Below are 22338 nucleotides of genomic sequence, written 5' to 3'. Positions count from 1 at the left end.
TTAAAGACTTAATGGGACTTTACATGATGCAATGGTCAAAAATTCGCGCAATTGCTTTTGATTTAGATGGTACATTAATTGATAGCGTACCTGACTTAGCCGCAGCAACCAATGCGACTTTAGCGCAAAGCCAATATCCGCCAGTGACAGAAGCACTTGTGCGCAGTTGGGTCGGTAATGGTGCTCAAGTGTTAATGCAACGCGCGTTAAGTTATGTGTCTGCGATGCCGGAGGATGCCCCAGCACTACAGGCATTACTTGAGCAAACCATGCCTCAATTTATGTATCATTATGGCGAGCATTTACAGAAGCATAGCCTTTTGTATCCTGGTGTATTAGCCACATTACAAAAGTTAAAACAAGCCGGTTTCAAACTTGCTATCGTCACCAATAAACCTCACGGTTTTACGGTGTCATTATTAACCGCTTTTGGTCTCGATGGCTTGTTTTGTGAAGTACTCGGTGGTGATTCATTGGCAAAAATGAAACCAGATCCAATGCCGTTGCAACATCTGCTTAAGCTATGGCAGTTAGATGAATCACATTTACTGATGGTAGGTGATTCAAAGAATGATATTTTAGCGGCTAAAGCTGCCAACGTTATGTCTATTGGCTTGACCTATGGCTACAACTACGGCGAAGATATTAGCCTAAGCAATCCCCATGCGGTATGCGAAAATTTTGCTGATATAGAGCAATACTTACTTTCATAATAATGTGAAATTTAAAAAGATAATCTGGAGCAATAAAACACATGACCAAACCCATAGTATTCAGCGGTGCACAGCCATCAGGCGAATTAACCATAGGTAATTATATGGGCGCACTTCGTCAATGGGTTGCCATGCAAGAGAGTCATGATTGCCTATATTGTGTTGTTGATTTACATGCCATTACGGTTCGCCAAGATCCTAAAGCATTGCGAGAAGCCTGCTTGGACACGTTAGCACTGTATCTTGCTTGTGGTGTTGACCCTAAAAAAAGCACTGTGTTTATTCAATCGCAAGTACCGCAGCATACTCAGCTCAGTTGGGCACTAAATTGTTACACCCAAATGGGTGAGTTAAACCGCATGACCCAGTTTAAAGATAAGTCGTTAAAGCATGCCAATAACATTAACGTTGGGCTTTATGATTATCCGGTATTAATGGCGGCGGACATTTTACTTTATCAAGCCAATGAAATCCCTGTTGGTCAAGATCAGAAACAACACTTAGAACTGACACGTGATATTGCCACTCGTTTTAATAATGCTTATGGCGACACTTTTACCATCCCAGAACCGTTCATTCCTGAACATGGTGCTAAGGTGATGTCGTTGCAAGAGCCGCTTAAAAAGATGTCTAAATCGGATGATAATCGTAATAACGTGATCGGTTTGCTTGAAGATCCTAAAGTGATTTTAAAGAAAATAAAAAAAGCCATGACCGACAGCGAAGAGCCGCCAGTAGTGCGTTTTGACCTGGAGCAAAAGCCAGGGGTGTCTAATCTGCTCAGTTTAATGTCAGGTTGCACGGGTCAGTCAATTGCGTCTTTAGAAGCTGAGTTTGAAGGCAAAATGTATGGTCATTTGAAAGTGGCTACAGGCGAAGCTGTTGTTGGTATGCTTGAGCCATTGCAAGCGCGCTTTAAAGAGTATCGTGCTGACGAGGCATTCTTACACCAGATCATGGCTGAAGGCGCAGAGAAAGCCCAAGCGCGTGCTGCAGTGACCCTTAAGAATGTGTATGAAAAAATTGGGCTTATTGTCTAAGTCATCAGCCAATTTTACCTTTAAGCCAGCAATTTGCTGGCTTATTTTTTGTTTGTTTTTTTGCTTATTGATCCCATCTCTTAACCTGAAAAATAATGCCTATCAGTGGTTTTGTGCTTTGGCCTATCGCCAAGCACAAGCCAGTCAAATCGTGGTGGCGGAATATACCGGATTATTGTTTTGTGTTTTTTTCGGCTGGTTGTTTTTTGATGAATGGCTCGATGGGTTAAGTTGGGTAGGGGCTGGTTTTATTGTATTGCCGTCGCTGATTATCCCTTGGATACAAGCGAAAAGAGGCCAAAAAAAATTCATCGAGCAAAATGCAGGATGAATTTTTTAATCGCTATAAGCCACAATGTACCGCAGGATTAAGATTTGGTGTATTCAAAAACCTTAATCACTTTACGCACACCAGCAGTATTCCGAGCGATTTCAACGGCTAAGTCAGCTTGCTTGCGGTCAATTAACCCAAGTAAAAAGACTTCGCCGTTTTCGGTAATCACTTTTACTCGAGTAATGTCGAGTGACTTTTCATTTAACATGCGGCCTTTCACTTTGGTGGTCACCCAAGTGTCGTTGCTGCGAGTGGTAAACGATGTTGGCGTACCAATACGAATTTGGTTATGTATTTTTCCGCCAATTTGTAACTCTTGCACCACTTTAATAGCTTTATCGCGCAGCATTGAGTTAGGTGCTTGGCCTATCATCAACACATTGTTGTTCATCACAATCGCCGCGATATTGGTTTGATTATTAAGGTCATCATGTTTTGATAATGCGCTAGCAATAACAAAGTCAGCATTAGTATCGCTAATTTGAGTGCTCATGCTGCGCTCATCATTTGCCATCTTGGCACCACTAACGGCGCCAACCATGACCGCACCAGCACAACCCTGCAGCATTGCCAAGACTGAGATGATGAGTATGGCTCTTATCATGCTTGTTCATCCTGTGGGAACAAGGTGCGATCGATGTTATCGCATAAGCAGTGAATAACCAGTAAATGAACTTCCTGAATACGTGCGGTGACGTTTGATGGTACCCGGATTTCTACATCACCCACACTCATCAAGCCAGCCATTGCGCCGCCGTCTTTACCGGTTAGCGCTACAATAGTCATGTCGCGGCTTAACGCTGCTTCCATGGCTTTAATAATGTTACCCGAGTTACCACTGGTCGAAATGGCTAATAAAATATCGCCTGGCTGACCCAGTGCAAAAATTTGCTTCGAGAAAATTTCATCGTAGCTATAATCGTTGGCGATAGCCGTAATCGTTGACGTGTCACAGCTTAATGCAATTGCAGGTAGCGGTGGACGTTCAATTTCATAACGGTTTAATAACTCAGCAGAGAAGTGTTGAGCATCACCAGCACTGCCGCCATTACCGCATGACAGAATTTTATTACCGCCAAGTAAACATTGCACCATCATCTCTGCAGCTTTTTCAATAGGCTCAGGTAATGCTTCTGCAGCATCAATTTTAGTCTGAATCGATTCGGTGAAACTATCTTTAATACGTTCTAACATGCAACAATCCTTACGCTAAATTATGTCTACGTATGTCTCTGATTGGCTTTTTATCGTCGCTCATCAGTTAGACTCGGTAATTTGACTATATGATGCCATAAATCAAGGTTATGGTAATCAGTTGTCGCTTAAAAACAGCCTTGTAGCCAGTTTATTTCATCAATATTCATCGCAATCACATCAAAGCGACAAGGTGGATTCAATTTTTGGCGTTGTAAATAATGATCAGCAGCTAATCTTATCCGGGTGATCTGTTTGCTTGTTAAGGCATTTAAGGCTCCACCAAACTGGTTTGACGCCCTAAATTTTACTTCAACAAACACCCATACATCCTGTTGGCGCATAATCAAATCTATTTCACCAAATGGGTAACGCACATTAGCCTCTACAAACGTCAGACCTTGTTGTTCAAGGTAAGTTCGCGCATGTTGTTCAGCTAATTGTCCGCGGTTCATAGTGGTGTTAATTGTCCTTGGGTATATTGTCCCCAAGACAATTGACGATCAATCACCCCATTAGGATCCACCGATAACGCACCGCTGCGGCCCATAAATTGATATCCTGGGAAAGCGCGCATTTGGGCTAAACGGTTGACCAATTCAAGTGCATCAAAACCCATAACATACAAACGTTTTTGGCTGTTATTCCAACCACTCCATAGCGCTGACACCATTTGCGTTTCGCTACTAGATTGCATTAACCATGGCACATCACTAATCATCAAGTTATTGAGTTCTTGAGCCGACTGCGCCGACTCGTTTTCAAGGCGGCTGCGACTAGTGGTATACAAGGCTACGGGTTCAGAGAACACGCTAAAGTTAACGTCTAAAAAGGGTTTGAGCAGGGCTAAATCTTGTGAACCCGAAATCATGTATATCGCATCAGTATCTTGGCGAGAACGAAAATCTGATTCTAAGCTACTGCCCAATAAATTACGCATTCTGCTAATCCGCGCTTGGCTATCTGTAACGCCTAATGCTTGTTGAACTGTTACCTTCATTTGGTCGCCAGCATCATAATAATACACTTCTGCATCATTACTGGTTAAGGTTAACCAAGTTTGCTTAAAACTGTCAGCCATACGCTTGCCAATGGCATCATTACTTACCAGTAGTAGCGGCAGCTTTACCCCATCACTATAGAGTTTCTGTGCCGCATCACTGGCTTCTTGCGCTGGTGACAATGAAAAATAAAATAAATTTGCCTGTGGCGTAAATGTATCAGTTTGGTTCAAATACAATTGAGGCACAGTGCTTTGTTGTTTGTCGTTAATTTTTTGTAATTCTTCAACTTCATTGGGTAATAACGGCCCAATGATAAACTCTGCACCTTTGGCGACAGCTTGTTGGTAAGCCGCCGTGACGCCTTGCTGAGTATCATAAAAGTTAAGCGACACATTGGTATCAAAATCAGATAAATAGCTAGATAATAATCCTTGGCGAATTGGTTCGGCAATCGCAGCGCGCGGACCCGTTAACGGTAATAAGACGGCAATATTTTGTGGTCTAAAGGGTTTGGCATTCAGTGCTTTTTCTAAATTAGCGGGTAACTTCACCGCTCCCGGGTGATAAGGGTTATTGCGTTGCCACTCACCTAAATAACGCACCAGCTGTGTTGGCTCAACGGCATAACGCTTGGCAATATAGGTTAGTTGCAACCAACCTGCAAAAATCGGATTAGATTGATCACGCATAAACGACTGCACAGTTTCTTCATGCAAAGGCTGTAGCAGTTTCCAAATGACATCATTAACGGCGGCCGTTTCGGATTTTGGTAAGTAATTACTTAATAAGCTGAGTTGCTTTACCTGATCGATGGGCTGCTGAGTATGCTTATACAACTTGGCTTTATATTGGTGATAACTTGCCATTTGCCAGCGTGGTAGCTGCCAATGCGGCGGATACTGTAAAATATCTAATGCGGCTTGGCTGCTATTGGTTTTTTCAACAATGCGGGCGCGCAAGTAAATATGCTCAGCGAGAAGCGAAGGTACCTTCACCATTGGCTTTTGCATTGACGTTAAAACATTGGTGGCAGCATTAAAATTACCATCATTTATATAAGCGTGAGCCGCCAGTAATAAATAACGATCACGCTTTTCTGGTAAACTGCTATTGGTAGCATTAACTAAATAAATTTTAGCCGGATGCTCCGCGGCAACGAGTGATGCGTTTACGTCAACATTATCTTGCTGTTTTTTGGCGGCACAACCTACTACCAATACAGAGAAAATCAACGCACACACGAATTTTGTAGTATTCAGTCTTTTTAACACTTGGCTTCACTCTGGTAAGATGCTGGCACTAGTTTAACCTGCTCTTACGCTTGGCGAAAGTATCAGGTAGATTCATTATCGAGGTAATTATGGACCAAATGGTCGCGCTGTATATTGTTCCCACCCCTATTGGTAATTTTGGCGACATCAGCGCTCGTGCATTAGAGGTGCTGCAACAGGTAGATTTAATCGCCTGTGAAGACACTCGCCACAGCGGAAAGCTGCTGAGTCACTTTGGTATTGAAACCCGTAAAACGGCACTACATGATCACAATGAACGTGACCGAGTGCAATGGATAGTTGAACAATTAGATGCGGGCAAGTCAATAGCACTCATTTCTGACGCTGGCACACCGCTCATTTCAGACCCCGGCTACCATTTGGTTAATTATGTCCGCAAAGCGGGCCACCGAGTGGTGCCTTTACCGGGTGCTTGTGCCGCGATTACGGCCTTGAGTGCATCGGGATTACCGTCGGATCGATTCAGTTTTGAGGGGTTCTTACCGTCAAAAGAAAAAGCCCGTATCGATAAACTTGAATTTCTTAAAGAAGATCCTCGTACACTCATATTTTACGAATCTCCTCATCGTATTCTGTATAGCCTTGCCGCGATTATTGAAGTGTTAGGCGCCGATAGACAAATCGTGATGGCGCGTGAAGTCACTAAAATTTTCGAAACCTTTTTATCTGGCACCGCTGCTGAAGTTTTGGCGATAGTTGAAGCCGATAAAAATCAACAGAAAGGCGAAATTGTCATCATGTGTCACGGCTTCTCATTATCTGATGAAGAAGGTGTTCCAGCGGTCGCGGTCACTACGTTAAAGCTACTCTGTGAAGAATTACCGCTTAAAAAGGCCGCGGCTATAGCGGCGCAAATACACGGTTTAAAGAAAAATGCTTTGTATAAATACGGTTTAGAGCTCGATTTATAAAAAGTCCGTTGCTTATGCATTGGTTTGTTGCGCTGCTTAAGCTATAATCCGCGCCGAGTTGGCCAGACAGTTGCCGCGTACGCAAGTACGGGGAGGAAAGTCCGGGCTTCAAAGAGCAGGGTACCAGGTAACGCCTGGGCGGTGTGAACCGACGACAAGTGCAGCAGAGAGGAGACCGCCATTTATTGGCTTCGGCTAAAAATGGTAAGGGTGAAAGGGTGCGGTAAGAGCGCACCGTGCGACTAGCAATAGTTCGTAGCAAGGTAAACTCTACCCGAAGCAAGACCAAATAGGGTCCCGTATGGCGCTGCTCGCGTTGGGACCGGGTAGGTCGCTTGAGCCTGTGAGTGATTGCAGGCCTAGATGAATAACTGTCCAAGACAAGACCCGGCTTATCGGCCAACTCACCTCTTTATAAAAAAAGGCCTCGCAGCAATGCGAGGCCTTTTTTCTTACAGAGTAATAGTCAACTGTGCTACAAACAATCCCCTATACGCACCAGCGTAATGGTATCTACTACTTACCGATTTATTATGGTTGGCTGTTTTTTGTAGAATAAAGTTTACACTGACCCCACTTGTTCTAGTGAATTTTCTCTTCATTTTAATCTCCTCTAACTAAAAAAGTAGAGGCGACAACTATCCTGACACAGGGGGCTATGAAGATATAGCTAAACTAGCTCAAATCGACCAGTACCCAAGTAGAACTGAGGCTGGCTTTATCCTTCAATACAACCGTGATGCAGTAACAGCAAGGGCGGAGGAGCTAATAGAAGGAATTAACTCAGGTAGAACCACATGCGAGGCATATAGTAGTTGGGCTGTCAGTATGATAATGCAAGATAACGCTAGAAAGTAGTAAGTACTGGTTATCCTATTGACCTAAAGATGGATTGGGGGACTAAAAAGAGATTATTGTGACACCAAGCGAGTATGTTGGCGCATATGCCTTTAATGAGTACTCAACCAGTCGATAGAGGTCGACAGCTCTGATGACTTGGAGGTTATTCGTGTGGCTGCACAGGACTATAGTGACGACCTCTTGTCATGACCTCGCTCTATAGCCGATGGCATCATCTTCCCATCCAAACATGCTAGTGCAGTTGCGGCAATGCTGGAAAATATGATCACAGAAGTGCACTGATGGGATATAGGTTGAGACTTTCGTAAGGTGGCTTCATGGTTGCCCATTACTAACCTATTGAAACTTGGAGTGCGAAGTAATTTAGGGTGCTACTTTTGAAATGTTAATTTTAGTTCCGATTGAAATATCATTACTAACTACTAGCAGTTCAGTTCCTTTGCGTTTCACACCTGCACTATAGTTGAGATTAAATAGATATTGCTTCAGGGATGGATAAAGAGATTTTATTTCCGTTGCATTATCGTATGTGAGTATCCATTTTGTTTCTAAATCAGATATCTTTCTTGCAAGCTCTACATGGTCATCATGTTTATAGAAGTTGGTATAGAGAGTATGCCCTTTTTTGTAATAGGGAGGGTCAATGCAGTAAAAACCATCTTGAGAAAGCAAGCTATCTGTCTTTTCAAAAAACTCTAATGCATCCAAATTGTATAGATTAATCTTATCTTTATGATTTTGAATTTTTTCAATTCTTTCAATTAATCCTTTTTTTCCAAATCGACAATCAATTTTATATTTTCCGTCTTGCGCCGCACCACCAATGAAACCTGCTTTTATTATTCCTGAGCGATTAGTTCTATTTAAAAACAATGTAGAAAACCCTAATGTCAACGTATCGTGTTCATTCGGTGTACTATGAATATGACGTTGCTTTCTCCATTCATCTATAGTGACTGGGGTATCAATGATTTTCTGTATTAGCTGCGTAGGCATTTCTAATACAGAGTGCCAAAAGCTCCATATTGAAATATCGTAGTCATTTAAATAGATGTTCTCTACATGACCTTTTAGTAGCAAGTTCAAGGCTAATCCACAACCACCAGCATATGGCTCTGCATAGGAACAGCCTGATAAGTTGTTAGTGTGAATAATCTCAGATACCATGTTTAGCACTGAGGATTTACCACCTGGGTATCTCAAAGGAGATGGAGTTGAAGGCATTATTTACCGCATAAATATAGAAGAAGCATGTATTATACCAGCCATAAGTTCTTATGGCCACTCTATACTTGAACACCATGCTCTTTGGCTACAAGATTGTATAGGTCTTCGAAGTCGTTCACGAATCTTCGCTTTTCTTCTGGGTGTTCTTCAAACCATTTCTTGAATATTTTGCTAGCATTTCTAGCACCCCATGCACCAGTATCTTTCTGTTCATTATACCATTTTTTAGCTTTCACCCTATCAGACTTGATATCCTCTAAAGTATAGTTAGAGAAGCAAAACTGTTTAGTGTACGTCATAACTGAGCTCGTCGGGGTCCAGAAACTATCAGTGTCATCTAGTTCACTTAGGTATGTAGCGAGTACTGTTTCAGGGTTTACTGTTCCTGGCAACAATACTATATTTTTCTGTAGCTTTTTGTTTAGATATTTTTTGTAGGCTTTTGTAGGGATCACATCCCCGTCTAGGATAATTATTGAGGAGGGGAACAAAAATGATTCAACTTTTCGTTCGATTAGGTCTAGGAACTGGCTACACCCAAGCTTGCAATCTTTAAAGTCAATGTATTTAAACTTCTTTCCTAGCGCAGCTTTAGCGAAGTCAATCGCTTCGGGATCTTCTGTGTAAACGGGAATCTTGGGGGGGGTATGATTACCTAATGATACATTTAGATTATTCTTCATTGCAGCATATGGGAGGTTGATATCTGCTAAAATATTTGAGTTTGCTTTACGCAGGAAAATATTCGTTGCTTGACCTTTCCGTTTTTGGTCATTAACTAATTTATCAACTTCTTTAATCATTGTTAAAGAATGGGTCGTCGCAATAAACTGAATGTCATACTTTACTGAAAACTTTAATAAGTTTTTTATCAGTTTAACTTGGGAGCCAGGATACAGTGTGGAATCAATTTCATCGATTGCAATTATTCCACCTTTATAGTCATTAGGGTATTCGCTTTTTAGTCGTTTAAAAGACAAGATCGCAAGAAGTATTTTACCTATATTATCCTGACCGGCAGAATTAGTTTTCCAGTCATAGTGCTCGCTAGATACCCCTGCAGTATTCTTGTGTGAGCTAGCCAAGGGGTCGATAGCGTCAATTCTATCTGTACTAATTAAAATATCTTTGTAAGCTTTTTCGAAGATTTCTTTTTCATCAGTATTTAATGTGATTCGGGAGTCTTGTGAAAGATTTCGGTCCTCACCAATAGGCATCAACCTTTTTAAACTAAGATATATGACTGGTAACTGAAAGTAGCCATCACCTTTCCCACGTTTACCTTTTTGCCAGAATCGAATAGAACCACTAACACTATCCCTCGTCATACTTTCCATTACAAAAGGCTCTTCTTGTAATGATAGCTTTAGTGTCCATTCATGTTCTTTTGCTTTATCAAATGTATCAGAAAGTTTAAATTTATCTGAAAACATAGAGCGATAAGTTCCGCCGCATAGAGGCTTGACACCATTGAGTGGAGAGTCTTTTCCAATTGTGAATGCTTGTGTGAGCATCCCCAATACTGTAGTTTTTTGGGTACCATTCTGCCCTGCAATTAAAGTTAATTGCTTTCCCAAAGGAAATCCTACATCGTCAAAGCCTCTAAACTTTTTGACATGCAAATGTTCAATAATCATAAGTACCTTTCAGAATGGTTCGCATTGTAAATAATCATATTATAATCACATATTTACGAAGAGAAATCATTCGGATTATTCATGTGATATAAAAGTAGGTGAATTTGGTACATCGTTTGGTACACTGTAGCCACTTTTAGCATTAGAAGCATCCGTGCAATTGTCGCTAGGGTCTACCCGAAGCAAGACCAAATAGGGTCCCGTATGGCGCTGCTCGCGTTGGGACCGGGTAGGTCGCTTGAGCCTGTGAGCAATTGCAGGCCTAGATGAATAACTGTCCACGACAGGACCCGGCTTATCGGCCAACTCACCTCTTTATAAAAAAAGGCCTCGCAGCAATGCGAGGCCTTTTTTTTGTTACTTTTCCTAGGGTTAAAAGCTGGCTTTTACGCCCACATTGATAGTGGTACCCAGTGATTTGGTATAGTAACTCGCGTTAGTCGAAGCTTGTGAGCGGGCAGAAAAATAATCTTCATTAAGTAAGTTTTCTACCCCTAGTGAGAGTTGCCAATTATTGAGTTGATAGCGACTGGTTAGGTTTACTAGGTTATAATTTTCGATAGGTCCTTGAGACCCAATATATGCGCCATCGATCGGCTCAAATCGGTCACGGTCACCAACAGACATGTAGTTAATGCCGATACTTGCCTCTTCAACAGGCTGCCAACTGACATAAGCGGTTAATTTAGGTGGTGATATGGTGCCACCATCTAGATACGTATCGGTATCAGTGTCTTTACCTTCAATCCAACTATAGCTTAACCCCGTGCTGAGATTATCAAATACACGATAGTCAATTTGTGCTTCGTAACCCCAAATTTTTTGTGGTGCACGCACGGGTAAGTAAATGCCTGTTGTTGCATCAAAGCTATTACTTGTACCTAATTCTGATTCACTTCGGTAGGCAGCAATTTCATAATTGACATCACCCCATTGCCCTGCAAAACCGATTTCATAGTTATCAACAATGGATGACTCGGTGCGGATTAACGCAATATCATCAACCGTGGCGGTGCGTAAAAGGCGACCAATATCTGAAATATCTGCACCTTGGGAAAAACTCATAAACGGGTTAAATAACGCGTTGATATTGTAACGTAAGCCAATATTATATGTGGTTGAGTCATATGTTAATTCTCCGCCAGTGACATCAAAAGGTACTGAGCAAGTACTTGGGGTTCGGCAGAGTGTTAAGGTTTGATAATCATCGACAGTTAACTTGACGCTATCTTGGCGGATCCCGGCTTTTAAAACCCAATCATTGGCAATGACAAACTTAGTTTGTAAATAAACCGCTAAGTTACCCATGTCCATTTCAGGCACCCAAATTCGGCCGTCTTCTAATGGTTGTGAACTGATGTCTTGCAGTGCATCAATACCGTAAATAAAGCTTGATTCGACATTATCCCAATCAACTTGGGTGGCAAAGTTAACCCGCAGGCCTTTCTTTTCTGACTTGATAAACGATTGGCCGCCTTCGTAACCTTCACTTAGGTTAGCGAGTGCCGTTGAAAAGAAGAACATATTTTCAATTTTTTGCAGGTAACCATCGACGGTTAATTGGGTGTTATTGAATATCTCATAGTCGACGTATTTTAACATTAGGTTATGATTGCCGCGTGGCCCTTGAGGGGCGCCCAGTTTTGCAATCCCAGTAGTATTTTCTACGGCGTAAGTTTTTTCGCCAGTGTTAGCATTGCCAGCAACATCGATGTAGTCTGAGTTTTGTTGGGCTTCGTAGTAGTTATACGTCAGTTGAATCGACTTGTCGTCATCAAGTTGGTAGCCGAGTTTGGTAAAATAGTTGTTCGATTTCGTTTCTGATAAACCATAAACTAATCCGATGGCGTCACCTTCAGCATCGCGTTCCACGCCTGTTTTTTCTGTAATGGCACTCAATACGTAGCTAAAGTCATCAAGGGTACCGTCTATGGAAGTATCAACTCGATAACCGGCACTGTCTTGTGATTTTACCGCGCTAAATTTACTGGAAACCCCGACATTAACGCGTGCTTTATCTTCGCTGGCTCGTTTAGTGATGTAGTTGATGATCCCGCCTGAAGCACCATTGCCATAAATAGAGCTTGCCCCTTTAATCACCTCGATACGTTCAATTGCTCCAGCATCGATAGAGCTTATGCCTAATTTGCCATTTCGTAATGGGGTAGATTGGGGCACGCCGTCAATCATCACTAATGCGGCACGACCACGGAGATTTTGCCCTGAGTTACTTGATGTGCCTGTACTAGGCGCTAGTCCTGGGACGCGAAATGCGAGTAAGTTTTGTAACTCAGAGGTGACTAACATGTCTTGTGCAAGGGTTTGTTGTTCAATAAGCGTGACTGAAGAGGGGACTTCGTCTATCCGTTCGGCTGAGCGACTGCCAGTAATAATCATTCGCTCCATTGAGGCATTGTTGTCTGTGGGTTGTGATGATGATTCTGCATTGGCATTAGCTACGGGGAGTGCTAATAAAAATAATGCACAATGAGTCGCTATAGCCAATTGGCTAGGCTTGAATAACATAGGTATACCGATTAATAAATAATGAGTGGGAGGTAATGATATTCATTATCATTAACAAACGCAGGTTATTTACATTATTTACATTAAATCAGATGGATATTAATAATTCATTTAACGAGTGAGTGTTGATTGTTTAGTCTTAATCGTTTACTCGTTAGTGCTACCGTCCTAGTTAGGCGCTGTGGTAACAACAGAGCCTGCCTGGTTAGAAATGATCTTTCACTTGGAACCTGAACTCCCAAGCATTGATGTCGTTACCTGTGGTGATCGGAACGGCAATGTCAACATGGGCTACGTTACCGTAACTGGATTTAGAAGAGTAAATCCGTGCGCCAATACCAATACTACCAATAGGACCATCAACTTCGTTTTGCTCATCTGGGCCACCGCTTGCTTGACCGATATCGGCAAATACTGCCCAGCCTAACTCGGCCAGTTGATATAAATTGATGTTTGGATAGTATCGGATTTCACTCGTGAGCAACCATTGATTATCACCATGCTGGTAGTCATTGGGGTAACCGCGTACGCCGGTTTCATCACCAAGTGCAAACGTTTGATCAAGATAGTTATTGTGTGAGGTTGCAATGCGCGCCTTGGAGTAGGCGGTCCATTTAGGGCTAATTTGATGAAAATATTCCGCAGCTAAACCCACATTATAAAAATCTTGTTGGCCAGTTTGAATATCTGTCCGCCCAGTTAAACTCATTAACAATAATTGATTGTCTTGTTGCCAACCGCGACTGCTTGAAGCCGTTACGTGATAACCCATATCCGCATTGTCGGCGATGTCATTGGTTTCAAATCCTACACTTACCGTATGATGCCAACCTAAGTTAAAGTCTTCGTTTTTATTAATCAGCTTGATATTATTCAATACTGTGTATTGATCTTGCAGGTATTCGTAGCGGATCCAAGGATAAACAAACTCACGATCAAAAGGTAAAGGCGAAACTGGGTAATCGTCTATGTTACTAAATTGATGATTATCTTGGGTAATCCCCAGACTAACACGATGCAATTGATCTGCTTGTTTGTCGACTAACCAACCAAAACCTACATTGGTATAATCAATCACATGCTCAAATTCATTAATGTCTTGGCCATTTTGTCGTGTGGTGTCGATGCGCGTATCGGTCAACCACGACACAGTGTACATATTCTGAGTATCGAGTGTGTAGAAGGGTTTATTAAAGGCAATTGCCGATGCTTGGCCGTCGCTGTTATCGTAAAAATCAACCGACACATTACCGTGTTTAACCCACCTTACTGGAGCATCAAAGGCAAACTTGTAACCGGTGCGTTCGGCACTCGATTGATATTTTATTTTGGTTTTAACCCCTAATCCCAGTAGGTTATCTTCTTTTATGCCAAATGAGTATTTGGTGTCGCCGCCATTTTTACTCAAACTGACCGTTGGCAGTAGTGACCAGTTATCCCATGTTTCTACTAATACCACGTCTTCAACGTTGTCATCGGCGAGAGGATCTTTTCTGGCGATATTGATATCAGCGTCACGAATATAAGGTTCGTAGCGCAGTAAGCGCTGCGCTTCTTGAAGATCTTTCTTGGTAAGGCTATCGCCTTCCTCAAAGCTTAAGCTATTGAGAATAGTCGATTCTTTGGTATTGATATGCAGATAATTGGCCCAGCGATGTAGGAAAATAGCATCGGGTGCCGACTCGTCAAAAATAGGATGACTGACCACCACAATGTTAGTGACCTTGTCGACATCATGCTTATTGGTTGTCGATGGTGATGATTTGCGGGTGACAGAGTCATCTTTGACTATTAACTGCGTCCTAGTGTCAATTATGTTTGCTTGAACACAAGACGAAGCAAGCAGGATGGCGAAAAAAAATACTGCCGTAAATATTATTGGCATAGCTTCGTCCTTATTTTTATTGTTATGTCTTTAATAGGTCAGCAAGCGTTGAAGTATTGTTTCCTGTATGAGGTTTTTATGTTGCCTATTTGTTTTATATCATACCTGAATAATATAATAGTCAAGCATTTAGCTTGAATAAATATTTCATTTAGCCATCAAAATTGTGTGGATATTTAGATTGTAAAAATAACGGCTGAAATAATAGCAGCCCTTAAGTCGATAGGAATATGAGGACAAGACTAACGTTTACAGCGAACGACGAGGGGGTACAACAACGTTAGCAAAAATGAGTCCAGCGATTAAAGACATAAAAATGAGAAAAATTTGCGACCCCAAATGGGCTTGGTTAAGCATGGTTTCACCCGAAATTAATGCATTTAAGCCAATATAGGTTTTACTGCCAGGCACAAGAATAACGATGCCTTGCAGTAATGCAATGGATGCAGGTGCTTTCATCCAGCGAGCATAGAGGTTTGAATATATCCCTACCGATAACGCGCCAACAAATATGCCAATGGATTCGCCTAAGTAAATTCCTCCGAGCATGGCAGAAAAGAATGCCACAATGCCAGCACAAACCCCCCAAGGAGAGTCTTTTAAGCGCGCTTTAAAGATGATCACCAGTGACATAGACAATAGCGGCACCGCAGACCAAGTAGCCCAGCGTGGCAGTGGAATGGGTTCAACATAAATGGCATCACCAAAGATGGCTTTACCAATGGTCATGCCGAGCACGGCGCCAAAATACAGTTTAAACAGCTGCATCACAGCGTCCATAATGCGCGCAGTACCAGAGATTAAATCGCGGGCGGCTAGCTCAGCTAAACCGAGTGTGAGCGCAAGGCCAGGGACAAAGATAATGATCCCAGACAAAATGGTGACAGGTAAATTGATGCTGGGGTCAAATTGCGCAATACCGGAGACCAAGATGGCGCACATAACCGCCGCCATGGGCTCGAGCATTTCGGCGATACGTTTTGATCGTTCAGCCCAAAAGACTAAACCGTATACCAGTAAGCCAAGTATGGCCGACCAAAAAACATCGTGCCAACCTGTGCCCATTAGCATGGCAAACCCGCCCGCACTTGTGCCAAAGGCCAATAACGTCAGTTTGTGTCCATAAGGATTAGGCTTATTGGCTATTTCTTCTAAGCGATCAAGGGCTTCTTGCAGTGTCCGTTGCCCAGAGCTGAGTTCTTCTACCAGTTCAAAGGTGCGCGCTAACGAGCCTAAGTCGAGATCGCCCGGATTCACACGGGCTACGTGATTGTATTCTTGCTCAGTGTCATGCTGAAGTACGAAGGTCATCGATGTGGGTGATATTAAGAAATACCCTTCGATACCCAGAGTCGTTGATACGGTTTGTAAGTGAGATTCTAAGCGATACGCCGGGGTACCAAACTTGTGTAAGGCTTTTCCTAATTTAATGATAAATCGACGTTTTTCTAAAAAATCCTGATTATCCACTGGGCGATAGTCACTTTTTGTAAGGTGATGAGCTTATTTGGCGCGAATATTAACCGATTAAGGCGTGTGTTTACAGCCAAACTGATCCAATATGATGTTATATCGCTAAGCCACTTCAACATGCTCGTTTCAGAGCTCCCGAAGGGCAAGTTGAGAAGCAACCTGTTTCAGTGTTATAAAATAGGAAACTAGAATAAATAGAATAACTAGTCCAGCTATTTCATGCCTTGACTCTGTCACCTCTATACTTGCTCAATCCGGTGTTTCGAGGTCGTTTGGCTATACTCAACTTATTAAATATTGATGTAATAACAATAATATAGTCTTTTCAAGGAATAACTCATGACATTGATGGTATCGGGTTTATATGCCGGCTTAACGGCACTGTTGGTTTTAGCATTATCTTACAAAGTGGTTAAATTTCGCCGAGCGAATAAAATTGGTATAGGTGATGGCGGCCATCAAGGATTATCCGTTGCCATAAGAGCCCACGGAAATTTAATTGAAAATGCCCCCATAGTGTTAATTTTATTGGTGCTAGCTGAATTTAATGGTATGCCAATGTACTTGGTACATTGTTTGGGCACGGCTTGGATTGTTGCGCGTTTACTGCATGCTATTGGACTTAATCAAGGTAAGGGTGATTATCATTTTGGTCGATTTTACGGCGTATTAATCACCTGGATTGTACTATTGATTTTAGCTGTTGCTAATATTGGTTTCTTTCTTGGGTTATAACATTGAAAACATGAGGGAATAGTAATATGACCACTCAATTTGCAAGGGTATAACAGGATAAAAATATTTCACATTTGGTGTTTTTTTAGTCACACTTAGTGTCGCGGTACTGCTATAATCTGCGTCCGTTAAATTCAGCCACAGGCTGATGTTGTCAATGGATCAGGCAGACTGATTTTCCCCATTTATGTAGGTCATATACATGCAAGTTGAGTCAACGTTATTTAATTATCCAAAGTTTTGGGCGCAATGCTACGGAACCGCACCTTTTTTACCTATGTCTCGTAAAGAGATGGATAAATTAGGCTGGGATAGTTGCGACATTATTATCGTAACAGGTGACGCGTATGTTGATCATCCTAGCTTTGGTATGGCAGTAATTGGGCGAATGTTAGAAGCACAAGGTTATCGGGTGGGGATTATTTCTCAGCCAGATTGGTCTAATAAAGATGATTTTATGCAACTCGGTCGCCCCAACTTATTTTTTGGGGTGACCGCTGGCAACATGGATTCGATGATTAACCGCTACACGGCTGATCGTAAGTTACGTCATGACGATGCTTACACGGCTGGTGACATTGGCGGAAAACGCCCAGATCGTGCCGTGACCGTTTATACCCAACGTTGTAAAGAAGCTTTTAAAGAAGTGCCGGTGGTCATTGGCGGTATTGAAGCCAGTTTACGTCGTATTGCCCACTATGATTATTGGTCAGACAAAGTGCGTCGCAGCGTGATTTTTGACGCCAAAGCAGACATTTTAATTTACGGTAATGCTGAGCGTCCACTGATGGAAGTCGCCCGCCGTATTGCGGCGGGTGAAGCCATTAGCGACATTGATGATGTTCGTGGTACTGCGGTAATGCGTAAAGCACCTATGCCTGGTTGGCGCGGTATGGATTCTCGTAAAATTGATCAGTTACACAAAATTGAACCGCTGCCGAATCCTTATGGTGCCGATGATGTTGGCTGCAGTAATTTATCGGGTCCTTCCGACAACAAAATTTTTGATAACGACGCGCCTAAAGCGATTAGTATTCAGCCGCCACGACCTAAGCCGTGGGAAAAAACCTATGTGTTGCTACCGGCATTTGATAAGGTCAGCGAAGACAAATATTTATACGCCCATGCTTCACGGATTTTACACCAAGAGCAAAATCCGGGTTGTGCTCGAGCGTTATTTCAGTCCCATGATGCCAACCGCGGGGTGTGGGTTAATCCGCCTGCGTGGCCACTAAACACCGATGAAATGGATGCGGTATTTGATTTACCGTATCAGCGTATCGCGCACCCCATGTATGGTGATGAGAAAATCCCCGCCTACGATATGATCAAGACTTCAATCAATATCATGCGTGGTTGTTTTGGTGGTTGCTCATTTTGTTCGATTACCGAGCATGAAGGACGCATTATTCAAAGTCGCTCGCAAGAGTCGATCATTAAAGAAATTAAAGACATTCAAGAAAAAGTGCCGGGCTTTACCGGGGTCATTTCTGACTTGGGCGGCCCAACGGCGAACATGTACCGTTTAGGCTGTACCAGTGAGAAAGCGGAGAAAACCTGCCGACGTTTGTCGTGTGTGTATCCGTCTATTTGTGGTCATTTAGGCACCGACCATAAACACACCATCGATTTATATAAAGCGGCACGTGAAGTACCTGGCATTAAAAAAGTGTTAATTGCTTCGGGTGTTCGTTACGATTTGGCTATCGAAAACCCAGAATATATTAGAGAGTTAGCTAAGCATCATGTTGGTGGGTATTTAAAAATTGCCCCTGAACATACCGAAGACGGTCCTCTCAGTAAAATGATGAAGCCAGGTATGGGAACCTATGACAAGTTTAAAGAACTGTTTGATAAGTTTTCTAAAGAAGCGGGTAAAGAACAGTTTTTAATTCCGTACTTTATTTCGGCGCATCCTGGTACCACCGATGAAGACATGGTTAATTTGGCGTTATGGTTAAAAGGGCAGAAATTTAAGCTCGACCAAGTGCAAAACTTTTATCCCTCACCGATGGCCAATGCGACCACGATTTATCATACCGAACTGAACTCACTGAAAAACGTTAAGCATGATAGTGAAAAAGTGACAGTGCCGAAAAAAGGCCGTCAGCGTAAATTGCATAAATTCTTATTACGTTATCACGACCCATTGGGTTGGCCGATGATCCGTGAAGCGCTAGTTGCCATGGGTAAAGAGTCGTTAATTGGTAATGGACCAAATCATTTGGTGCCGCCAGAAACCCGTAATGAACAAACGAAAGTGAAGTGGGGCCAAAAGCCATCGGCTAAAGCGAAAGAGCAAGGTGGTCAAAAGGCCATGACGCGTTTTTCTGCTGATCAGTTTGAAGACCGTAAAGGTTCCACTAAAGCAGACAAAGGCAGTGCTAAGCCAGTAGGGCAGAAACCAAAGTCTCCAGCCAAAGCTTCGGGCCAAGCGGCAAAAGGGCAAGCACCCAAAAACCAAGGCGCTAAGCGTCCAGCTAAAGCGACCACTTGGGCGACTAAATCTAAATACGCCAAGTAAGCTAACACGTTAACTTACTGTCATAAAAACCCGCATTAACGTTTGCGGGTTTTGTTTTTTTGCAGTAACAGATTCAATAACAAGGTAATCTGGTTCGATACTTTGGTCTTTTAATTTAGTCTGCTCAGTCGCTGTTTTGTTATACGACTGCACTTTATTGATTAGATGACCCAATGGTTTGATAAACAAGGAACGATCATTATGCCAACGTTAATTAGGCTTAGCGGATATTTCAGTGGTGTACTGCTGTGTGGTAGCGCTATGTTAGTTAATCCTGCTTATGCCGCTAACTCGTTACAGCAACAGCAATTTTTTGAAGCGATCAGCGATCTTTGCGGTAAAGCTTTTGCGGGTAAAGTCACTGCTGGTGGCGGTAAAGGGGATGGCTTTAGTGGCAAATCATTAGTTATGCATGTAAGAGAATGCACCGATCATCAGTTACGTATTCCATTTCATGTTGGCGATGATCACTCTCGCACTTGGGTGATAACTCAAACCGATACCGGATTACGCTTAAAGCATGATCATCGCCATCAAGATGGCAGTGAAGATAAAGTGACTATGTATGGTGGTGATACACGCGATACTGGCACTGCAAATATGCAGACTTTTCCTGTAGATGATGAGTCCATTGCCAATTTTAAGCAACATGGCTTAACGCAATCGGTCACTAACGAATGGCAGATGATGATTGAAGCCCATACTTTTACTTATCGGTTAAGCCGAGAAAATCGCGACTTTAAAGTAGAGTTTGATCTCACTAAGCCTGTCGCATTACCGCCGAAACCTTGGGGATATAAATAAGTTTTTTGATAAGTATTATTCCATTGTGATTTTTAGATGTAGTCTGCGGTCATTTGTATTCTGAGCGTATGGCCTGCGGCCACGAACGTCGTGGCGCTTCGCCCACACCAGACCAAGAGGAAACCAACGGCTGTTCCCTCTTTACTCTTTTTAAAAGAATTGGCCCAGCCGCCCCGCAACATTTTCCCTATTTACTTAAACAACAGATGCGAAAAGGTCGCCATGGGGATTGATCCAGCTTTTAAATTCATTTGTATGCTGCTTCGGCCCATTTTGCAATAAAGAGTGAAAATGCTAACGCTTCCGATGGTACATCTGATGTGAATGGATTTACGAATGTCGTGATGGCAGAACGCCAAGGAACGACCGGTACCGCGAAAGCTAGCTAGCATCTGATAGGCAGGATGCCTGAATGCCTTGGAGTATATGGATATACGTGAAAGGCCATGTGAGCTTCACGCTATTTTCTTCAACGTCCTCGATTTTAATTGAACCTGAAGCGATGAATCTGCTCACGCATTCTTTTATAAAAAGTCTTTAACGGCCTCAAGTTCAGAGTTGAATTTGTACATTTTCAGTTAAACAGGCAAACTCATTTATGCCCATTTGTGAGTTACAAACTATTGCCAATGGTATAAGTGTATCTAATTATTGGCGCCAAGTTGTAGCTGATTGACTTACAAAAGAGTGGGGAAATAACTCTGCCATTACACTGGCGCCTTAGTATAGGCAAGGCTTAGTTTGCCTCCAGACTCAGTATTAATAATCCAGAATGACTAACTGAATATTAAACACTAAATACACATTTTTCACAGTCCACTCTAAAGGTTAAATTGATTCATTTAGGCTAGGCAGTATCTTGGGAGCCAATGAACTGCGAAGCAAGTTCATTGTTGCGGCACCGAAATAGGGATGCTTGTAGCCAAGTTAACCACTCATTCATTCCAGTCCCACTTTTGGCGGACAAGGTTAAGATATCGGTTCTATCCGACAATTCATACACAGCCCTTTTTGCATTGTCTACTGAAAAGTCATCAAAATGAGGTAATAGATCGGCTTTGGTCAGTAACACTGTATCGGCTTCTCGAAACATTACCGGATATTTAGAGGGTTTGTCATCTCCTTCTGTTACAGATAAAAGCACAACGTTCAGATGTTGGCCAAGATCGAAACTTGCAGGACAAACCAGATTGCCCACGTTTTCAATAAACAGAATATCGACCTTTTCTAAATCAAGCTCTATGATTGCCTTGTCAATCATATGTGCATCTAGGTGGCAAGCCATGCCGGTAGTGATCTGAATAACGGGCACCCCATGCTTACGGATCCTGTCAGCATCATTCTCCGTTTCCAGATCGCCCTCGATAACTGCAACACCAACACCGCGTTCTTTTAATGCACCAATACTCGCCTCTAAAAGGCGTGTTTTGCCACTGCCTGGGGACGACATTAGATTGATAACCAAGATGTTACGGTCATTAAAAAAACCTCTGTTATGCTCAGCCTGGTGATCATTCTCATGCAATAAATTTTTTATTACTTCAATCGATCTGCTTCCATCACTACAGTTAGCATACTCTGCACCTTCTTGTAGAAGGTGACGGTTACCGTCGGTTATATTGCAGTTACACGTATTACACATATTTAACTCCGTTACTCTTAGCAATATTATATTCAGGAATGGTGAGTTTGAACGCTATTCTCTGGTTCTGAATTAAGACTATTTAAAGCTTTTGACAAAAATTCTCCACTGCACTTCATATGAAATACTGCGCTCTCAATTGTCTCCGCAAGTTCGTTAAGCTCCTCTTCAATCATCTTTTCTCGCCAGTTATTAAGCTGGGTAATATGTTCATCGTTATGATGATTCCAGTGGGGTAATAGCACTTTTAATCGCTCTGCTATTGTTTGACCGATTGCAATTTTTTCAGCTTCGGTTTTTTGCATATTTACATCGTCTTTCATCATATTATTCCTAATTGACCTGGACTAGTTTGCCGTTCGAGAACCACGAGCCCTTGAAGAAAATCTATTAATACAGGTTTATAGCCTGACAAGGCCCTGTCCTGTTCAAAAAAAGTGCTTACTAATATGTCTGAAGTGCAAAATTCGATCTGAGTGACGTCTTTGATTAACTCTTCAGTATCGTTGGACATTAATTTAACTGTGATATTACAC

The 22338-nt window shown here is 42.3% G+C and carries 18 protein-coding genes, 1 other RNA gene and 1 pseudogene; 8 read left to right on the top strand and 12 right to left on the bottom strand.

What is annotated here, in order from left to right; translation table 11 throughout:
- The first annotated feature begins 23 nt into the window (after window positions 1–23).
- The 3 genes and pseudogenes from EGC80_RS02505 to EGC80_RS02495 all read left to right on the top strand — a co-directional run.
- Window positions 24–713, top strand: coding sequence for a phosphoglycolate phosphatase (locus tag EGC80_RS02505; protein ID WP_124013206.1), 690 nt, complete (start codon window positions 24–26; stop codon window positions 711–713).
- A 41-nt stretch (window positions 714–754) separates the two neighbouring features.
- Complete coding sequence (trpS, locus tag EGC80_RS02500) at window positions 755–1753, top strand: tryptophan--tRNA ligase (protein ID WP_124013207.1); 999 nt, start codon at window positions 755–757, stop codon at window positions 1751–1753.
- Between the two features lie 100 nt (window positions 1754–1853).
- A pseudogene (locus EGC80_RS02495) lies at window positions 1854–2084 on the top strand (DMT family transporter); the annotation flags it as partial.
- A gap of 37 nt (window positions 2085–2121) precedes the next feature.
- Here the strand turns inward: EGC80_RS02495 and EGC80_RS02490 are convergent.
- The 4 genes from EGC80_RS02490 to EGC80_RS02475 all read right to left on the bottom strand — a co-directional run bounded on the left by EGC80_RS02490 (window position 2122) and on the right by EGC80_RS02475 (window position 5556).
- The gene (locus EGC80_RS02490) at window positions 2122–2691 is read right to left on the bottom strand and encodes a BON domain-containing protein (protein WP_124013208.1); all 570 of its coding nucleotides are present in this window, start codon (window positions 2689–2691) and stop codon (window positions 2122–2124) included.
- Window positions 2688–3281 carry a phosphoheptose isomerase gene (locus EGC80_RS02485; protein ID WP_101033053.1) on the bottom strand — a complete coding sequence of 198 codons (594 nt, stop codon included), beginning with the start codon at window positions 3279–3281 and terminating at the stop codon, window positions 2688–2690. Before EGC80_RS02485 ends, EGC80_RS02490 begins: the two co-directional genes overlap by 4 nt.
- A gap of 128 nt (window positions 3282–3409) precedes the next feature.
- A complete protein-coding gene (locus tag EGC80_RS02480) occupies window positions 3410–3736 on the bottom strand; it encodes a YraN family protein (protein WP_101033052.1) in 327 nt (108 codons plus the stop codon).
- Window positions 3733–5556: a penicillin-binding protein activator gene (locus EGC80_RS02475; RefSeq protein WP_101033051.1), complete on the bottom strand. Its 1824-nt coding sequence runs from the start codon at window positions 5554–5556 to the stop codon at window positions 3733–3735. Before EGC80_RS02475 ends, EGC80_RS02480 begins: the two co-directional genes overlap by 4 nt.
- 89 nt (window positions 5557–5645) lie before the next feature.
- Here EGC80_RS02475 and rsmI point away from each other — a divergent pair, with 89 nt between their 5' ends.
- Complete coding sequence (gene rsmI, locus EGC80_RS02470) at window positions 5646–6488, top strand: 16S rRNA (cytidine(1402)-2'-O)-methyltransferase (protein WP_101033050.1); 843 nt, start codon at window positions 5646–5648, stop codon at window positions 6486–6488.
- A 54-nt stretch (window positions 6489–6542) separates the two neighbouring features.
- An RNA gene (gene rnpB, locus EGC80_RS02465) (RNase P RNA component class A) lies at window positions 6543–6899 on the top strand.
- Window positions 6900–7712: 813 nt separating this feature from the next.
- Here the strand turns inward: rnpB and EGC80_RS02460 are convergent.
- The 5 genes from EGC80_RS02460 to EGC80_RS02440 all read right to left on the bottom strand — a co-directional run bounded on the left by EGC80_RS02460 (window position 7713) and on the right by EGC80_RS02440 (window position 16094).
- Window positions 7713–8573 (bottom strand): DNA adenine methylase, encoded by an 861-nt coding sequence (locus EGC80_RS02460; protein WP_124013209.1) that lies wholly within the window; start codon window positions 8571–8573, stop codon window positions 7713–7715.
- Window positions 8574–8635: 62 nt separating this feature from the next.
- On the bottom strand, window positions 8636–10213 hold the full coding sequence (locus EGC80_RS02455; RefSeq protein WP_124013210.1) for an AAA family ATPase: 1578 nt from the start codon (window positions 10211–10213) through the stop codon (window positions 8636–8638).
- A gap of 372 nt (window positions 10214–10585) precedes the next feature.
- Window positions 10586–12739, bottom strand: coding sequence for a TonB-dependent receptor (locus EGC80_RS02450; RefSeq protein ID WP_124013211.1), 2154 nt, complete (start codon window positions 12737–12739; stop codon window positions 10586–10588).
- 205 nt (window positions 12740–12944) lie between these two features.
- Window positions 12945–14624 carry a ShlB/FhaC/HecB family hemolysin secretion/activation protein gene (locus tag EGC80_RS02445; RefSeq protein WP_124013212.1) on the bottom strand — a complete coding sequence of 560 codons (1680 nt, stop codon included), beginning with the start codon at window positions 14622–14624 and terminating at the stop codon, window positions 12945–12947.
- Window positions 14625–14873: 249 nt separating this feature from the next.
- Window positions 14874–16094, bottom strand: coding sequence for a threonine/serine exporter family protein (locus EGC80_RS02440; protein WP_124013213.1), 1221 nt, complete (start codon window positions 16092–16094; stop codon window positions 14874–14876).
- Between the two features lie 342 nt (window positions 16095–16436).
- Between EGC80_RS02440 and EGC80_RS02435 the strand changes: the two genes are divergently transcribed.
- The gene (locus EGC80_RS02435) at window positions 16437–16832 is read left to right on the top strand and encodes an MAPEG family protein (RefSeq protein ID WP_124013214.1); all 396 of its coding nucleotides are present in this window, start codon (window positions 16437–16439) and stop codon (window positions 16830–16832) included.
- 202 nt (window positions 16833–17034) lie between these two features.
- Entirely contained in the window at window positions 17035–19356 is a 2322-nt protein-coding gene (locus EGC80_RS02430) for a YgiQ family radical SAM protein (protein WP_124013215.1), read from the top strand.
- A gap of 9 nt (window positions 19357–19365) precedes the next feature.
- On the opposite strand, the gene EGC80_RS02425 is transcribed toward EGC80_RS02430, so the two are convergent.
- Complete coding sequence (locus tag EGC80_RS02425) at window positions 19366–19545, bottom strand: hypothetical protein (protein ID WP_124013216.1); 180 nt, start codon at window positions 19543–19545, stop codon at window positions 19366–19368.
- A 72-nt stretch (window positions 19546–19617) separates the two neighbouring features.
- Here EGC80_RS02425 and EGC80_RS02420 point away from each other — a divergent pair, with 72 nt between their 5' ends.
- Window positions 19618–20160, top strand: coding sequence for a hypothetical protein (locus EGC80_RS02420; RefSeq protein WP_164839526.1), 543 nt, complete (start codon window positions 19618–19620; stop codon window positions 20158–20160).
- 847 nt (window positions 20161–21007) lie between these two features.
- Here EGC80_RS02420 and hypB read toward each other — a convergent pair.
- Window positions 21008–21802, bottom strand: a complete 795-nt coding sequence (gene hypB, locus EGC80_RS02415; RefSeq protein ID WP_124013218.1) for a hydrogenase nickel incorporation protein HypB — start codon at window positions 21800–21802, stop codon at window positions 21008–21010.
- Window positions 21803–21834: 32 nt separating this feature from the next.
- On the bottom strand, window positions 21835–22128 hold the full coding sequence (locus EGC80_RS02410) for a hypothetical protein (RefSeq protein ID WP_124013219.1): 294 nt from the start codon (window positions 22126–22128) through the stop codon (window positions 21835–21837).
- Window positions 22129–22338 lie beyond the last annotated feature (210 nt).

The organism is Shewanella psychromarinicola, assembly GCF_003855155.1.
Taxonomy (GTDB): domain Bacteria; phylum Pseudomonadota; class Gammaproteobacteria; order Enterobacterales; family Shewanellaceae; genus Shewanella; species Shewanella psychromarinicola.
The sequence above is the reverse complement of the archived record's forward strand: the minus strand, read 5'-3'. Positions and strand labels throughout refer to the sequence as shown.

Bases quoted from the DNA above. Each gene is read 5' to 3' on its own strand.
- EGC80_RS02505 (WP_124013206.1), top strand. From the start codon at position 24: ATGATGCAATGGTCAAAAATTCGCGCAATTGCTTTTGATTTAGATGGT.
- trpS (WP_124013207.1), top strand. From the start codon at position 755: ATGACCAAACCCATAGTATTCAGCGGTGCACAGCCATCAGGCGAATTA.
- EGC80_RS02490 (WP_124013208.1), bottom strand. From the start codon at position 2,691: ATGATAAGAGCCATACTCATCATCTCAGTCTTGGCAATGCTGCAGGGT.
- EGC80_RS02485 (WP_101033053.1), bottom strand. From the start codon at position 3,281: ATGTTAGAACGTATTAAAGATAGTTTCACCGAATCGATTCAGACTAAA.
- EGC80_RS02480 (WP_101033052.1), bottom strand. From the start codon at position 3,736: ATGAACCGCGGACAATTAGCTGAACAACATGCGCGAACTTACCTTGAA.
- rsmI (WP_101033050.1), top strand. From the start codon at position 5,646: ATGGACCAAATGGTCGCGCTGTATATTGTTCCCACCCCTATTGGTAAT.
- EGC80_RS02460 (WP_124013209.1), bottom strand. From the start codon at position 8,573: ATGCCTTCAACTCCATCTCCTTTGAGATACCCAGGTGGTAAATCCTCA.
- EGC80_RS02455 (WP_124013210.1), bottom strand. From the start codon at position 10,213: ATGATTATTGAACATTTGCATGTCAAAAAGTTTAGAGGCTTTGACGAT.
- EGC80_RS02450 (WP_124013211.1), bottom strand. From the start codon at position 12,739: ATGTTATTCAAGCCTAGCCAATTGGCTATAGCGACTCATTGTGCATTA.
- EGC80_RS02445 (WP_124013212.1), bottom strand. From the start codon at position 14,624: ATGCCAATAATATTTACGGCAGTATTTTTTTTCGCCATCCTGCTTGCT.
- EGC80_RS02435 (WP_124013214.1), top strand. From the start codon at position 16,437: ATGACATTGATGGTATCGGGTTTATATGCCGGCTTAACGGCACTGTTG.
- EGC80_RS02430 (WP_124013215.1), top strand. From the start codon at position 17,035: ATGCAAGTTGAGTCAACGTTATTTAATTATCCAAAGTTTTGGGCGCAA.
- EGC80_RS02420 (WP_164839526.1), top strand. From the start codon at position 19,618: ATGTTAGTTAATCCTGCTTATGCCGCTAACTCGTTACAGCAACAGCAA.
- hypB (WP_124013218.1), bottom strand. From the start codon at position 21,802: ATGTGTAATACGTGTAACTGCAATATAACCGACGGTAACCGTCACCTT.
- EGC80_RS02410 (WP_124013219.1), bottom strand. From the start codon at position 22,128: ATGATGAAAGACGATGTAAATATGCAAAAAACCGAAGCTGAAAAAATT.